The organism is Phaeobacter sp. BS52, assembly GCF_045040595.1.
GTDB lineage: Bacteria > Pseudomonadota > Alphaproteobacteria > Rhodobacterales > Rhodobacteraceae > Phaeobacter > Phaeobacter piscinae.
Window position 1 is genome coordinate 1,925,330 of the sequence record NZ_CP090662.1, and the last position, 15,009, is coordinate 1,940,338.

Here is a 15,009-nt window from a genome sequence, read left to right on the forward strand (position 1 = left end):
TGTCGTATCGGATCAGTTCTGTTCCGTCTCGCTGTCTTGCACATCCCCGCGCGGTTTGTGCCCGGCCCCATGACGGCCCCGGAATTTCGCCCGCGCGCTCTCGAATTCTTCCTTGCTGATAGCACCATCGTCATTGGCGTCTACCCGGTCAAACATCTTTCCCATCCGACGCGGCTTTGGCAGTTCGTCCAGGCTCAACGCGCCATCCTTATCCGCATCCATCCGCTCCAGCATTGCAGCCGCGCGGGATTTGGCCCGGGCCTGCGCGGCAGCTTCCATTTCTGCCAGTGTCAATTGACCGTCGCCATCGGTATCCGCCGCCGCAAAACGGGCCTCGCGCAGCCCTTCCATCTCAGCCTTGGTCGCCTGACCGTCGCCATTGGTGTCCATCTCTTCAAAGCTCATGCGCGGACCATGACCGCCCTTGCCGCCAAAACCCGGCTTCGCAATCGCACCTGTGGCTCCGATGACAGCTCCGACAGCGATAACGGCGGCGATAAACTTGGTATGTTTCATGTCTGCGGTTCCTTTTGCAGCAGGCAGCCCGTTGCTGCCAATCACAGAAACAAAACGCAGCCCCGGCAGAGTTCCGTCGCAAAAAATTCAAAAGCCCGGCAGAATTTTCACCCAGCGCATTGCACAGTTTCACCTGTCCATTGCACCATGAGTGCGGACGGCGCACTCTTGCGGCATGCCGACGCACTCCGGCGGACTGCCCCTTTAAACTTGCGGCCAATGCGCTCAAATATGCGGGCAAAAGATAGGATTTGTTATGACCGAGTCATCTGCGGCACTTTCAGCCGATCTAAAAACCGATACTCAGGAAGATCGCCCCACCATGCCCGCCGTGCTGCGCGGCTGGCGGTGCAAATGCCCCAATTGCGGCGAAGGCAAATTGCTGCATTCATACCTGAAGGTCAACGACAGCTGCTCCAACTGCGGGCTCGACCTCACCAGCGCCCGCGCTGATGACGGTCCGGCGTATCTGACCATTCTGCTGGTTGGCCACATTATGGCCCCGCTCCTGCATGTGGTCTATTTCACCTGGCGGCCTGAGCCTATGGTCACCTTCACCGTGTTTTCGCTGGGCTGCCTGCTGTCCTCGCTGTTTCTCCTGCCCCGGATGAAGGGGATCGTGATCGCCTATCAATGGGCGCGTCGGATGCACGGCTTCGGCAAGGCGAGCTGACCCGCCAGCGTTAGGAACGACCCAGACATGAGCAAATCGCCCACCCCGGCCAAGGCAGCCATCGACACCGGCTATGCCGATGCCGCCAGCGCGCGCCGGGACACCACTCCGATCCGCCATGCCGCGACAATTATCGCGGTGCGCGATCGGATGGGCGATGACCCTCAGGTGCTGATGGGCCAGCGCGGCGCCCGCGCCGCCTTCATGCCCAACAAGGTGGTGTTTCCCGGCGGCGCTGTAGATCCCGGCGACGCCGATGTGCCGCTCGCCCGCCCGCTGCCGTCGCTCTGCCAGGACCGCCTGTCCGAGCAGTCCGACGCAGATCTGCATCACGCCCTCGCTGTCGCTGCCATTCGCGAATTATGGGAGGAAACCGGCCTCATCCTCGGGCAGCCCGGCACATGGGCCACCACGCCTGAAGCAGACTGGGCCGACTTCGCCGCCACCGGTCATCTGCCCACCGCCGAGGCGCTGCAGTTTGTCTTTCGCGCCATCACACCGCCCGGCCGCCCGCGCCGGTTCGACGCCCGGTTTTTTCTGGTGGATGCGGCGCATATCAGCAGCGATATTGATGATTTTTCCCGCGCCTCGGATGAGCTGTCGCATCTGCAATGGATCCCGCTCAGCCAGGTCCGCACCTACGATCTGCCGTTCATCACCGAGGTGGTGCTGGCGGAGGTCACCAGACGCATCCGCCAGGACGGCCCGCCAGAAAGCGTGCCGTTCTTTCGCAACGATGATGAATCAAGCCATTTTCTGCGGCTGAAGGGCTATCCGATGCCCACGGACGACTGACCGGTCACCAAAACCGCAGTGCAGGCCGCTCAAATTGCCAGCAGCAGCGCCAGGATCGACAGGATCAGCAAACCCATGCCGACAATCTCGCGCCGGGTGATCTGCTCCTTGAAGAACAGCACTGACGCCAGCAGCGACAGCAGCAATTCAATCTGCCCCAGTGCCTTCACATAGGCGGCGTTCTGCAGGGTGAAGGCCCAGAACCAGCAGAAAGATCCCGCCATACTGGTCAGCCCGACCCAGATCGCCACCCGCCGCGCCGCCCAGACCCGCGCGATCTCGCCGGGCTCCCGCCACTTCAGCCAGACCAGCATGAACAGCGTCTGCAAGCTCACGACGATGGCCAGCGTCACACCGGCGCGAAACGCTGGCGCCAGCGCATCCAGTTCCAACGAGGCGGCGCGATAACTCACCGCTGAAAAGGCAAAGAGCACCCCCGACCCCAGCCCCAACAGCGACGCCGGACTGGACAGATGCCGCCACCACGGCCCCTTGCTCTGCGGTGTCTTCGACAGCACCAGCACAGCGCACAGGCCGATCACAATCGCCACCCAGCCGAGGGCGGTGATCTGATCTCCCAGCACCACCAGCCCAACCAGCGCGGTCTGGATCACCTCGGTTTTCTTGAACGTAATCCCAACCGCAAAATTGCGTTGCCGGAACAGCGCCACCACACAGACCGTCGCCAGGATTTGCGCGGTGCCGCCGATGGTGGCAAACATCCAGAACCGGGCGCTGAGCGCGGGCAACGCTTGCCCCGACAGCGCCAGATAAGACAGCAGCCCGGCCCAGATCAGCGGCGCGGAATAGACAAACCTTGAAAACGTCGCCCCCGCCGTCGACAGTGTGACGCTGCTCAACACCTTTTGCAGCATAAAGCGGACGGTCTGAAAACTGGCCGCCGCGATGGCGATGGGGATCCATAAGGTCATCTGCCCCTTATGGGGGGCTATGGCCGCTCTGACCAGATCGGATGTGCGACCGGATCCTTTGCCCGCAGGGCATAGCGGCGCAGGACCACACCATAAGAGGGGTAGGCGTAGCCGTCATTGCGGGCCAAAAACTGCCCCCGCCGGTCCCGGTAGAGGCGTGGCAACGCATGCCAGGGCACCCCCGGATGGCAATGATGCACCACATGCAGGTGATTGTTCAGAAACAAAAAACCAAGAAGACCGCCACGTTCGATAATCACCGTACGCGCCGCCGGATCAAGATGGGCGCGATGCTCCAGGAAGGTGCGGATCTTCAAGATCGCCAACCCCAGATAGGCCGCCAAAAGGTATGCCCAGAACGGCAGCGCGCTCTGCGCCACCAGCCACAGCGTCAGCCCCGCGCCGAGAAGATGCAGCAACCAGTCGCGCAGCACCGCCTCATCGCCGCCACGGATCAGCCGCCAGTCTTCGGCCATAAAACGGATCTGCCCCAGCAGCGGCCCCAGCAGCACCCGCCCCGCCAGCGTATTGTTGAACCACAGAAGCCCCCGCTGCGCGGCTCCCATCCGGCGCCACTGCGCCGGATCCAGATAATTGGTCTCCGGGTCATCATAGGGGTCGGTCAGCTGCTCGTCATGATGATGGGCCAGATGGGTGTCCCGAAACCGGCCATAGGGCACCGCCAGATTGAGCGGCAGAAACATCAAGGCCTCATTCAAGACACGCAGCCGGAACGGATGGCCATGCAACGCCTCATGGCTGAGCGAGGACTGAAGCGTGATCAGACAGGCCAGAACCGGCACCGCCAGCCAGACAGATACAAACGGCAGCCATGCCAGCGCCGCCCCCCAGGCCGCATAACACCCCAGTATCAGCGCCAGCGTGCCCCATTCGACACGCCCCAATTGCAGCTGCACACGGTCCAGCATGGCGCGCTGGCTTGGCACCTGAGGGCTGACCTGCGGATCAGACATGACGCCGCCCCCAGCGCACCCCGGCCCAGATCCGCTCATAAAGCAGGTAAGACAAGAAGCCGACGCAGGTATTGACCAGCGCCAGTGTCCCGCCAAGCGCAAGCGACCCGGTCAGCAGCCAGCCAATCCCCGCCATCATCGCCAGTCCCAGAAGGTTCCAGATTACCGCCTTCACCACTGATCGCGCCCGCGTGTCCATCTGCAGCCTCCTGTTTTTCTTACCTTTCCTCTGGCCTACACGGATGCCGGGCGATGCAGAATTCCGAATATGATTAACAAAATTCAGCAATCGTGATAAAAATCATCACATGATTGATATTATGGACAAACGTCTGCGCGCGGAGCAGTTTCGCACCCGGCTCAACCGCGCGCTCAACGACAGCGGCCTCAGCCAAAGCGCGCTGGCCCGCGCCATTGGGGTGGATCGCTCAACCATCTCGCAGCTGCTCACGGACGCTGGCGCGCGACTGCCCAACGCCCACGTGGTCGGCGCCTGCGCGGCGGCGCTTGGGGTCTCTGCCGACTGGCTCCTGAGCCTGTCGGACCGGCCTGAGAACGCTGCCGATCTGGTCGCCGCCAGCCTGTCGATGACAAAGGCGCCCCGCGCCTTGGTGGATGAACGGATCTTTGACTGGCATCAGGAGGCACAGGGCTACAAAATCCGCCACGTCCCTGCCGCCCTGCCCGACATGCTAAAAACCCGCGCGCTGCTGGAATGGGAATTTGCGCCGCATCTGGGCCGCACCGCTGATCAGGCCATCGGGGCCTCCGAGGATCGCCTGACCTGGATGCGCCAATCTGCGTCAGACTATGAAATCGCGCTGCCAATCTATGAGCTGGACAGCTTTGCCCAGGGCGCAGGCTATTACGAAGGCCTGCCGCTTGAGATCCGACTGGAGCAGCTCACCCAGTTCGAACGCCTCGCCGAACAGCTGTACCCCCGCCTGCGTATCTATCTGTTTGATGCCAAGCGGCTCTATTCAGCGCCACTCACCATCTTCGGCCCGCTTTTGTGCGTGTTTTATGCAGGCTCACATTACCTCGCCTTCCGCGACAAGGAGCGGATCGCCACTTTCACCAGCCATTTCGACAATCTGGTGCGCGAGGCCGATATCACTGCGCGGCAACTGCCGGGGCGACTGAGGGCGCTCAGGGCGGCGATTTCCTGAACGCTGCAGCCGGGCCGCCTGTGCAGCTCGGCTCACACCTTGGGATCCGGGTTCTCCGTATGGCCATCCACCGCAATCACCTGCCCTGACACCAACCGCGCTGCGTCCGACCCCAGAAACACCGCCATATTGGCAATATCCTGCGCCTCGACAAAGGACCGCATCGACGTCCCCGCAGCATAGCCATCATAGACCTGATCGCGCGTCATCCCCTTGGCCGCTGCCTCACGCTCCAGCACACCCTCCATCCGCGAGCCCTCCACCGCGCCGGGGCAGATCGCATTGGCTCGGATACCAAACGGCCCCAGCTCCATCGCCAGCGTCTTCATCAGGCCAATCACAGCCCATTTTGCCGAGGCATACGGCGCCCGGTTCGGATAGCCGTATTGCCCCGCAGTTGACGACGTCACGATGATCGCCCCGGCCCTGGCCGCCTTCATCATAGGGGCCGCGTATTTGGCGGCCAGAAAGCAGCCCTCCAAGTTGACGCTCACGCATTTGCGCCAGTCCTCCAGTGCCACGTCCTCAATCCGCGCAGTCGGCCCGGCAATCCCTGCATTGGCGCAAAGCACATCCAGCCCGCCCCAGACCTCGGCGATCTCTGCGAACAGCGCCTTCACACCCGCCTCATCGGTGGCATCCACCACCGTTGCACGCCAGCCCTTCGGCACATCCGCCAGCACCTCAGCGCTGACATCCGTAACCCAGACCTGATGCCCGGCGGCGGCAAAGCCTTCCGCCATGGCGCGGCCAATCCCGGACCCACCGGCGGTGATCAGAACCCGGCTCCCCCCTTCAGCGCTCACCGGGGTGCCCCAATCGCGCGGCCCAGCCCCTCAGGGGCTGGTAACCCGGAATGGGCCTCCGCCAGCTTCACCAGATTGGCCTCGATCTGCGGCGCAGGCGGTGCGGAGCGGCGGGTTTTCAGGTCCACATGCAGCAGCATGTGTTCGCCGGTCGCCAGCAAACGCTCGCCGGAATACATATCATGCCACAGATGCATCTTCTTGCCCGCGCCCATGATCACCCGAGTCTTCACCTGGATCGGGTCGCCCGCATGGACCTCATCGATATGGCGGATATGGGTTTCAGCGGTGAAATAGCTGCCGCCATTGGCGATATACTCTGCATCGCAGCCAATGATCATCATCAGCCGGTCAGTGGATTGCGCAAAGGCATCCAGATAGCGGCTCTCGGTCATATGGCCGTTGTAGTCGGTCCAATCCAAAGGCACGATCCGGCTCTGGGTCAGCACCGGCTGGCTCAGATCGTCAAGCGCATCCAGCGACCGCACCAACCCGGCATCCCCCTCGCGCCCCGCGTCATGGGCGTTCTGCAGCGCGCCAGCGCCCCAGTCATTGGCGCCCAGCGCCCGCATCATCCCCACAAGGTTGTCATCGCGAATACGCTCCAACTCGCGGATCGAATGCTGACCGGACTGATCATCCGACTGGCCTGCAATCAGATCGACCAGCTCATCGGTGAACTCAGGCACATCCATCAGCTTGGTCCAGGGCCATTTCAGCGCCGGGCCAAACTGCGCCATGAAATGCTTCATGCCCGCCTCACCCCCGGCCACGCGATAGGTCTCAAACAGTCCCATCTGCGCCCAGCGAATGCCAAAGCCATAGCGGATCGCGTTGTCGATCTCTTCGGTGGTGGCGATGCCATCCTTCACCAGCCACAGCGCCTCGCGCCAGACCGCCTCCAGGAACCGGTCGGCCACATGGGCGTCGATTTCCTTCTTCAGATGCAGGGGATACATACCGATCTCAGTGATGATCGCCTTGGCGCTGTCGATCACGCTGGCCGGATTGGCCTCAGTCGTGACCAGCTCCACCAGCGGCATCAGGTAGACCGGGTTGAACGGATGCGCGACGACGATCTGGGCGGCATTGCTGAAGCCATCCTGCAATTGCGATGGTTTGTAGCCGGAGGTGGACGAGCCGATAACAGCATCCGCCGCGACATGCGCCTGCAAGGCGCCATAGACCTTCTGTTTCAGCTCCAGCCGCTCCGGCACGCTCTCCTGAATCCAGATTGCCCCGGCCACCGCGTCCTCAATGGTGGCGTGATAGCTGAGGCGGCCCTCCGCAGGCAGCGTCACATTGCCTAGCCCCGGCAAACTGCGCCGCGCATTGGCCAGAACCTCGCCAATCTTGCGCTCGGCCTCCGGATCGGGATCAAACACCCGCACGTCCCAACCGTTCAAAAGGAACCGCGCGGCCCATCCGCCGCCAATAACCCCACCACCAATGATTGCTGCTGTTTTTATCATGACATTGTTCTCCAAAAGACATTGGCCCATGAACCACACGGGCACGCCGCGCGGGTTAAGCGCGCATGGCTTCCTTGCCCGCTGGCAAGCAGGCAGTTTTCATTTTCATTGAATTCAAATGCGCTGGCAGCGCGAAACTGGTGATCTGTTTTAGATGAGGAAAGGCAGAACACTGAAGAACGCAAAACCGCCAAGGAAGGCGGTCCCGGCGATCCGGCCCGGGGACAGAGACTTTCGCAAAATCAGAGCAAGAACTGCTCCCAGACCGATAACCCCGGCACCAAGCCACGCCCCGGCTGCGATCCCCATGGCAGGTGGGGCAATGCTGTTTTCCACGACAGCGTCGGACAGACCGACCGCGACCCCAAACCCGGCCAAAAACAGTACGAGCGCCGCAAGCGGCCCTTTCCACCAAGCGGCCTCGGACTGAAGGAAAGCGGTGAGGGACAGCATCGAGGCAGCGAAGAATGGAAGGAATATCATTCAACCAAGTAATCCAATTCCCTTTTGGGCTTCAACCCTGAATTGCCGCCGCCCTGTGTCAGGGGGCACGTTTGCCCCCCATTTTGAAACGCGCCTTACTTCGCCACCGGCGCGCGCTTCACCAGACCGAGCTGTGCGCGCACCTCATCCGGCCCCATAAGCTTGGCCCCCATGTTCTCAATGATGGTGCCTGCGCGTTCGACCAGCTGCCAGTTTTCCGCCAGCTGCCCTTTGCCAAGCCACAGGTTGTCCTCAAGCCCAACCCGCACGTTGCCGCCCGCCAGCACAGACGCCGCAACATAGGCCATTTGATCGCGCCCCAGCGAGAACGCAGACCAATCCCAATCGCTCGGCACATTGTTCACCATCGCCATGAAGGTGTTGAGGTCATTGGGAGCGCCCCAGGGCACCCCCATGCACAGCTGGACCAGAGCGGGGCTGGCCAACACGCCTTCCTTCACCAGTTCCTTGGCGAACCACAGATGACCGGTATCAAAGGCTTCGATCTCCGGCTTCACGCCCAGTTCGGTCATCATCTGACCCATCGCCCGCAGCATGCCCGGCGTGTTGGTCATCACGTAATCGGCCTCGGCAAAGTTCATCGTGCCGCAATCCAGCGTGCAGATCTCCGGCAGGCATTCGGCCACATGCGCCATTCGGGCCGTGGCGCCGATCATATCGGTGCCCGCCTCATTCAACGGCAGAGGGTTTTCGGTATCGCCAAACACCATGTCACCGCCCATGCCAGCAGTGAGGTTCAGCACCACATCGGTGTCGCTCTCACGGATCCGGTCGGTCACTTCCCGGTAAAGCGCCAGATCGCGCGAGGGCGCGCCGGTCTCGGGGTCACGCACATGGCAATGCACAATCGCCGCCCCGGCCTTGGCTGCTGCAATGGCGCTCTCGGCGATCGCCTTGGGCGATCTGGGCACATGCGGGCTGCGATCCTGGGTGCCGCCAGAGCCGGTGACAGCGCAGGTGATGAAGACGTTTTTGGCCATATTCAGAGGCATTTTGGTTTTCCCCTCGATGTACAGGGTTGTGCCCGAGTTATCCCCAAGCCTGCCCCCAGATTCCTGTTTGTGTTGTTTTCGACAGTGCCGCAGCCTTGTTGCACCCACTAGTCAACATGCAGAATCGAACTTGATGAAATCCGCAAAAAACATCCTCCAGCCCGAGAATCAGCCGCTAAAAACGGCTGTTTTGGTGCTTGATGAGAGCAACACCCTGTCCTTCGCCGCGGCTGTCGATCCCATGCGCGCAGCCAATCGGCTGGCTGGTCGTGGCGCCTTCGACTGGGACTATGTCACCGCCACTAGCGAACCTGCGATGCTGACCAGCGGCCTCAGCGTGCCGGGCATCCCGCTGGCGCGCCTGCAAAGCTGCGAATTGCTGATTGTGATCGTCGGCTTCCAACTGGCGCGCCACGCCACCCCCAGCCTGCTGGCTAAGCCTGCGCCGTCTGGCGGCGGGTGGGACGACCATTGCCGGCATCGACGGCGGCCCCTGGCTGATGGCCGAGGCCGGTCTTCTGGACGGTCACCCCGCCACCACCCATTGGGAAGATCTGGACAATTTCGCCAGCCGCTTCCCCGGTGTGCAGTGCCGCAATGACCGCTTCACCCTCTCCGAGGGGCGCATGACCTCCGGCGGCGCGACACCCGCGATTGAGATGATGCTGCATATCATCGGCAGCCGCCATGGTGCGGGCTTTGCCTCCCGCGTGGCCGGCCTGTTCCTCTACGATGGCCCCGGTTCCACCGAGCGCCCGCAAAGCCGCCTTGGCAGCTCCAAGCATTCGTCGCTCACCGCACGGGCCAACGCCCTGATGGAGGCCGCGCTGGATGATCCCAAACCCCTCAGCGAGATCGCCGAGGAACTGGGCACCAGCACCCGCAGCCTGCAACAGCAGTTCCGCCTGCGCCTGAACACCACCCCGCAGGACCACTACCTGCAACTGCGTCTGGCTGAGGCCCGCCGGTTGGTCACCGACACGGATCTGCCGATCATGGAGGTGGCGCTGGCGACCGGCTTCAACTCCCAGTCCAGCTTTGCCCGCGCCTTCCGCACCGCCCATGGCACGACAGCACGCGAATTGCGGCAGGCAAGCCTTACCAGCGCCGCGCCCACACGTCTTGCCACCAGCAAACCGCTGTTCAGTCAGGCGCCGCTGTCACAAGGCCAAAGCCCGCTGCGCCAAAGCGGCCCGCTGCCGCGCCATTCCACCGGCTCTTACTGAGAGCGGGTGGGATAATACTCTATGCCAACGGGCGGCCCTTCTGGGTCGCCCGTCTTGCATCCAAAGTCAGGCCGTCCCCGCCGCAATCAATAGGGCATGGGATGCGCACGATGGGCCGCGTCAATCTCCTCCAGCACCTCCTGCGACAGGGTCACATCCGCCCCCGCCAGCACATGCTGCAACTGCGCCAAGGTGGTCGCCCCAAAAATGGCCGAGGCCATGAACGGCCGCGTGTGGCACCAGGCCAGCGCCATATGCACCGGATCCAACCCATGACGCTTGGCGATTTCCAGATAGGCCGCCACCGCCGGATAAACCCGGTCCGTGTCACGCCCGCCCAGCTCCGGGCTTAGCGTCTTGCGCGAGGCCTCCGGCACCGCACCATCCTGATATTTCCCCGTCAGCAACCCCGTCGCCAGTGGTGAAAAGGCCAGCAAGCCGACGTCCTCATAAAGGCTCAGCTCCGCCAGATCGGTATCGTACAGCCTGCACAGCAGGGAATATTCATTCTGGATTGACGCCACCCGTGGCCCGCCGGTCTCATCCGCCAGCCGCAGCCACTGCGCCGTGCCCCAGGCGCTTTCGTTTGACAGGCCAAAGGCGCGGATATTGCCCTTATCCACCTGCGCCTTCAGCGCCTCAAGACAGCCCGCCATATTGTCCAGCACCTCGGCCCGGTCATCGCCGCCCGGATCATACTGCCAGTTCTTGCGGAACATATAGCTGCCCCGGTTTGGCCAATGAAACTGATAAAGGTCGATGTAATCGGTCTTCAGCCGCCGCAAGGAACCTTCGATCGTAGCGGGGATGGTCTCCGCCGTGATCGGCGCGCCCTCCCGCACCGCCTGCAACCCCTCGCCGGAGTGTTTGGTGGCAAGGATATACTCCCCCCGCCGCCCGGTGCGCGCGTTCCAATTGCCGATGATCGCCTCACTGTCACCGATGGTCTCGGCGCTGATCGGGTTCACCGGGTACATTTCCGCCGTATCGAGGATATTCACCCCTGCTGCCAAAGCCGCATCAATCTGCGCATGGGCATCCGCCTCCCCCGTCTGGGTGCCAAAGGTCATGGTGCCAAGACAGATCTGCGACACCTCCATGCCGGTGCGGCCAAGCGGGTTCATCTTCATGATCGAAATCCTGTTGTTGCAGCTGCTGGGGGCGCCTGCGCCCCCCTGTCAGCGCAAACACTAGCGCAGGCCCGGCGTGATGCAACCGGATCGCCCCACCACGGGCCAGCTTCACCTGCGCGCCTCTGCCCCCTTGCCAAGCGCTGCGCCCTGCCCCAGCCTGCCGCAGGAACCGGACCACCCCAGCCAATAAGCACAGGATCCCACCATGCCCCAGACCATCACCAAAGGCGTCAAAACCCTCCTTGAGGAGGCCAATGCCATCGTCGACACCATGTCCATCGACACCGCACAATCTGCGGTGTCCAACGACGCCTATGTCTTCATCGACCTGCGTGACATCCGCGAGCTGCAGGCCAGCGGTACGATTCCGGGCGCGTTTTCCTGCCCGCGCGGAATGCTGGAATTCTGGATCGACCCCGACAGCCCCTACCACAAGCCGGTGTTCAATCAGGACAAAACCTATGTGTTTTACTGCGCCAGCGCCTGGCGTTCTGCGCTGGCCGCCAAGGCCGCAATGGAAATGGGCCTTGCCCCGGTGATGCATCTTGAGGGCGGGTTTACCGCCTGGAGCAAAGCAGGCGGCAAGATCGCGCAACGCGACGACTGAGCCGCCCCCTCGTCCCGATCCATGGCTGGCGGCGCGGCAAATCTGCCGCGCCGGGCACAAACCAGACACAATACGACACGCCAATCGGGAAAATGTCGGAAACACCCGTGCAATCTGACCTCGCAGCGGTCATGACTGGCCATTATGCGGATGATGATTTCCTTTGCGGCGCTGTTTCTCTCGGTGATCCTGTTGCAGCTGTCGACCGGCGGCGTGGGTCCCTTGGATGCGCTCTCTGGTCTGACACTGGGGTTTGACAAGGAACAGATCGGCTTCCTCGGCTCGGCGCATTTCCTGGGATTTTTCATCGGCTGCTGGTGGGTGCCGCGCCTGATGGGCAATGTTGGCCACAGCCGGGCCTTTGCCGTCTGTACCGCCCTTGGCGCGATGGGGCTGATCGGCCACACCCTGACAGAGGATCCGCTGGCCTGGGCCGCAATGCGGATCGCCTCCGGCCTCTGTGTGGCAGGCTGCTATACGGTGATCGAATCCTGGCTCAACGCCAAGGTCACCAATGAAACCCGTGGTCGCGCCATGGGGTCATATCGGATCGTGGATCTCTCCGCCTCGCTGGTGGCGCAACTGCTGATCGCGGTGCTGCCGCCTGCCGCCTATGTGTCCTATAACCTGCTGGCGATCCTCTGCTGCGCGGCGCTCTTGCCGCTCACCATGACCAAGGTCAGCCAGCCCGACATCCCCGATGCGCCTAGGCTGCGCCCGAAACTCGCCTGGGCCTGCTCACCCCTGGCGGTTGCCGGTGTGATCGTCGCCGCGCTCAGCTCCGCGTCCTTCCGCATGGTTGGTCCGATATACGGGCAGGAGGTCGGGCTGGAGGTCGGGCAGATCGCCTTCTTCCTTGCCACCTTCGTGCTTGGCGGCGCGCTGGCCCAGTACCCGCTGGGTTGGTTGGCGGATAAATACGACCGTCGCTGGGTGCTGATCTGGCTGTCGGTGGTGGCGATCCTATCCTGCGGCGTCACCATGGCTGCCAGCGGCATGGGCACTCTCGCAGTGATGGCCTCTGCCGCCTTCTTCGGCTTCACGACCATGCCGATCTTCTCGGTCTCTGCTGCACACGCCAATGATTTTGCCACCTCGCAGCAGCGGATTGAACTGGCCGCCGCGCTGATGTTCTTCTACGCCCTTGGCGCCATCGCCTCGCCGCTGATCTCCTCGGCCCTGATCGAAAACTACGGCCCCGGCGCGCTCTTTGCCTTTGTTGCGGTGGGCCATCTCGGGCTGATCGTCTTTGGCCTCGCGCGGATGCGCGCCCGCCCCGCACCCGAGGACCGCACCCGCTACGTCTATGCGCCGCGCACCTCCTTCACCATTGGCCGCCTGCTCAAACGCTCCCGCGAGCGGCGCTAGACGGTCTGCGACCCCCTTCAGGGCGGGGAAATTAGCCACAAGTCCCACAGCGGGGTTTTCGGCAGCAGCGCCATGCGCTAGACGGGCCAGCAAAGCTTTAGTTGGATGGATGATATGGCGCGCTTTCTCATTACCTCGGCGATCCCCTATATCAACGGGATCAAGCATCTGGGCAATCTGGTCGGCAGCCAGCTGCCCGCAGATCTCTATGCTCGCTACCAGCGCGCACGCGGCCATGAGGTGATGTTCCTCTGCGCCACCGACGAACATGGCACCCCCGCCGAGCTGGCCGCCGCCAAGGCAGGCAAGCCGGTCGCCGAATACTGCGCCGAAATGCATGAGGTGCAGGCTAGGCATCGCCAAAGGGTTCGGCCTCAGCTTTGACCATTTCGGACGCTCTTCCAGCCCGCAGAACCACGCGTTGACCCAGCATTTCGCAGGCAAGCTGGCCGAGCAGGGGCTAATCCGCGAAGTCACCGAAAAACAGGTCTACTCCCACGCCGATGGCCGCTTCCTGCCCGACCGCTACATTGAGGGCACCTGCCCCAACTGCGGCTATGAACGCGCCCGCGGCGACCAGTGCGAGGAATGCACCAAGCAGCTGGACCCCACCGATCTGATCGACCCGCGCTCCGCGATTTCCGGCTCCACCGATCTGGAAGTGCGCGAGACCAAACACCTTTACCTGTGCCAGTCGCAGCTGAAGGATCAGCTGGACGCCTGGATCGACAGCAAGCACGACTGGCCGGTGCTGACCACCTCCATCGCCAAGAAATGGCTGCATGATGGCGACGGGCTTCAGGACCGCGGCATCACCCGTGATCTCGACTGGGGTGTTCCGGTCAAGAAGGGCGATCAGGACTGGCCCGGTATGGAGGGCAAGGTGTTCTACGTCTGGTTCGACGCCCCCATCGAATATATCGCCGCCTCCCGCGAATGGGCTGACGCCAACGGCAAATCCGACGCCGACTGGCAGCGCTGGTGGCGCACAGACAAGGGCGCCGATGATGTGAAATACGTCCAGTTCATGGGCAAGGACAACGTCCCCTTCCACACCCTGTCGTTCCCAGCCACCATCCTTGGCTCCGGCGAGCCGTGGAAGATGGTCGACCACCTGAAATCCTTCAACTACCTGAACTACGATGGCGGCCAGTTCTCCACCTCGCAGGGGCGCGGCGTGTTCATGGATCAGGCGCTGGAAATCCTGCCCGCTGATTACTGGCGCTGGTGGCTGCTGAGCCACGCCCCGGAAAGCAGCGATTCCGAATTCACCTGGGAGAATTTCCAGCAATCGGTGAACAAGGATCTGGCGGACGTGCTGGGCAATTTCGTCAGCCGCATCACCAAATTCTGCCGCTCCAAATACGGCGAGGAAGTCCCTGCGGGCAATGACTACGGCGAAGCCGAACAGGCCCTGATTGATGAGATCAGCACCCGCGTCACCGCCTATGAGGGCCATATGGCCGCCATGGACGTGCGCAAATCCGCGCAGGAACTGCGGGCGATCTGGGTTGCGGGCAATGAATACCTGCAATCCGTGGCGCCCTGGTCCGTCTTCAAAACCGACCCCGATCAGGCCGCGGCTCAGGTGCGCCTTGGCCTCAACCTGATCCGTCTCTACGCGGTGCTGTCGGCCCCGTTCATCCCCGATGCGACCGAGCGTCTGCTGGCCGCCCTCCAGACCGAGGATCGCAGCTGGCCCGACGATGTGGCCGCCGCCCTTTCCGCGCTGCCCGCAGGTCACGCCTTCACCGTGCCGGAGGTGCTCTTTGCCAAGATCACCGACGAGCAGCGCGAGGAATGGCAGGAACGCTTCTCCGGCACCCGCGACTGATTTCAGGG

The 15,009-nt window shown here is 62.7% G+C and carries 14 protein-coding genes and 2 pseudogenes; 7 read left to right on the plus strand and 9 right to left on the minus strand.

All coding sequences use genetic code 11. The features are described from left to right. Positions 1–12: 12 nt before the first annotated feature. Positions 13–516: an EF-hand domain-containing protein gene (locus L0Z65_RS09360; protein WP_096870853.1), complete on the minus strand. Its 504-nt coding sequence runs from the start codon at positions 514–516 to the stop codon at positions 13–15. A gap of 256 nt (positions 517–772) precedes the next feature. Here L0Z65_RS09360 and L0Z65_RS09365 point away from each other — a divergent pair, with 256 nt between their 5' ends. Further along, positions 773–1,189 carry a DUF983 domain-containing protein gene (locus tag L0Z65_RS09365; RefSeq protein WP_040173715.1) on the plus strand — a complete coding sequence of 139 codons (417 nt, stop codon included), beginning with the start codon at positions 773–775 and terminating at the stop codon, positions 1,187–1,189. 27 nt (positions 1,190–1,216) lie between these two features. Then, on the plus strand, positions 1,217–1,984 hold the full coding sequence (locus tag L0Z65_RS09370) for an NUDIX hydrolase (RefSeq protein ID WP_405107033.1): 768 nt from the start codon (positions 1,217–1,219) through the stop codon (positions 1,982–1,984). 29 nt (positions 1,985–2,013) lie between these two features. On the opposite strand, the gene L0Z65_RS09375 is transcribed toward L0Z65_RS09370, so the two are convergent. Genes L0Z65_RS09375 through L0Z65_RS09385 form a run of 3 tightly spaced genes read right to left on the minus strand, consistent with a single transcriptional unit; the run spans position 2,014 to position 4,089 of the window. After that, positions 2,014–2,916 carry a DMT family transporter gene (locus tag L0Z65_RS09375; RefSeq protein WP_096870851.1) on the minus strand — a complete coding sequence of 301 codons (903 nt, stop codon included), beginning with the start codon at positions 2,914–2,916 and terminating at the stop codon, positions 2,014–2,016. Between the two features lie 17 nt (positions 2,917–2,933). Then, positions 2,934–3,890 carry a fatty acid desaturase gene (locus L0Z65_RS09380; protein ID WP_405107036.1) on the minus strand — a complete coding sequence of 319 codons (957 nt, stop codon included), beginning with the start codon at positions 3,888–3,890 and terminating at the stop codon, positions 2,934–2,936. Then, complete coding sequence (locus tag L0Z65_RS09385; protein WP_096870849.1) at positions 3,883–4,089, minus strand: DUF2061 domain-containing protein; 207 nt, start codon at positions 4,087–4,089, stop codon at positions 3,883–3,885. The genes L0Z65_RS09380 and L0Z65_RS09385 overlap by 8 nt, the downstream gene beginning before the upstream one ends. 109 nt (positions 4,090–4,198) lie before the next feature. Between L0Z65_RS09385 and L0Z65_RS09390 the strand changes: the two genes are divergently transcribed. Beyond that, a complete protein-coding gene (locus tag L0Z65_RS09390; RefSeq protein ID WP_405107039.1) occupies positions 4,199–5,059 on the plus strand; it encodes a helix-turn-helix domain-containing protein in 861 nt (286 codons plus the stop codon). A gap of 32 nt (positions 5,060–5,091) precedes the next feature. Here the strand turns inward: L0Z65_RS09390 and L0Z65_RS09395 are convergent, their stop codons facing one another. From L0Z65_RS09395 to L0Z65_RS09410, 4 genes are all read right to left on the minus strand, one after another. Next, on the minus strand, positions 5,092–5,865 hold the full coding sequence (locus tag L0Z65_RS09395) for an SDR family oxidoreductase (RefSeq protein ID WP_405107042.1): 774 nt from the start codon (positions 5,863–5,865) through the stop codon (positions 5,092–5,094). Then, positions 5,862–7,337: a carnitine 3-dehydrogenase gene (locus L0Z65_RS09400; protein ID WP_405107045.1), complete on the minus strand. Its 1,476-nt coding sequence runs from the start codon at positions 7,335–7,337 to the stop codon at positions 5,862–5,864. Before L0Z65_RS09400 ends, L0Z65_RS09395 begins: the two co-directional genes overlap by 4 nt. Before the next feature lie 150 nt (positions 7,338–7,487). Continuing rightward, a complete protein-coding gene (locus L0Z65_RS09405; protein ID WP_014879437.1) occupies positions 7,488–7,820 on the minus strand; it encodes a hypothetical protein in 333 nt (110 codons plus the stop codon). Between the two features lie 95 nt (positions 7,821–7,915). Further along, complete coding sequence (locus L0Z65_RS09410; RefSeq protein WP_405107048.1) at positions 7,916–8,833, minus strand: 3-keto-5-aminohexanoate cleavage protein; 918 nt, start codon at positions 8,831–8,833, stop codon at positions 7,916–7,918. Positions 8,834–8,966: 133 nt separating this feature from the next. Here L0Z65_RS09410 and L0Z65_RS09415 point away from each other — a divergent pair. Beyond that, a pseudogene (locus tag L0Z65_RS09415) lies at positions 8,967–10,059 on the plus strand (GlxA family transcriptional regulator). 86 nt (positions 10,060–10,145) lie between these two features. Here L0Z65_RS09415 and L0Z65_RS09420 read toward each other — a convergent pair. Next, positions 10,146–11,189 (minus strand): aldo/keto reductase, encoded by a 1,044-nt coding sequence (locus L0Z65_RS09420; protein WP_405107051.1) that lies wholly within the window; start codon positions 11,187–11,189, stop codon positions 10,146–10,148. A gap of 208 nt (positions 11,190–11,397) precedes the next feature. Between L0Z65_RS09420 and L0Z65_RS09425 the strand changes: the two genes are divergently transcribed. The 3 genes and pseudogenes from L0Z65_RS09425 (at position 11,398) to metG (ending at position 15,001) form a co-directional block, all read left to right on the plus strand. Next, positions 11,398–11,799: a rhodanese-like domain-containing protein gene (locus tag L0Z65_RS09425; protein WP_405107054.1), complete on the plus strand. Its 402-nt coding sequence runs from the start codon at positions 11,398–11,400 to the stop codon at positions 11,797–11,799. 144 nt (positions 11,800–11,943) lie between these two features. Beyond that, on the plus strand, positions 11,944–13,167 hold the full coding sequence (locus L0Z65_RS09430) for an MFS transporter (protein ID WP_040173741.1): 1,224 nt from the start codon (positions 11,944–11,946) through the stop codon (positions 13,165–13,167). 114 nt (positions 13,168–13,281) lie between these two features. Then, a pseudogene (gene metG / locus L0Z65_RS09435) lies at positions 13,282–15,001 on the plus strand (methionine--tRNA ligase). Positions 15,002–15,009: the final 8 nt, after the last annotated feature.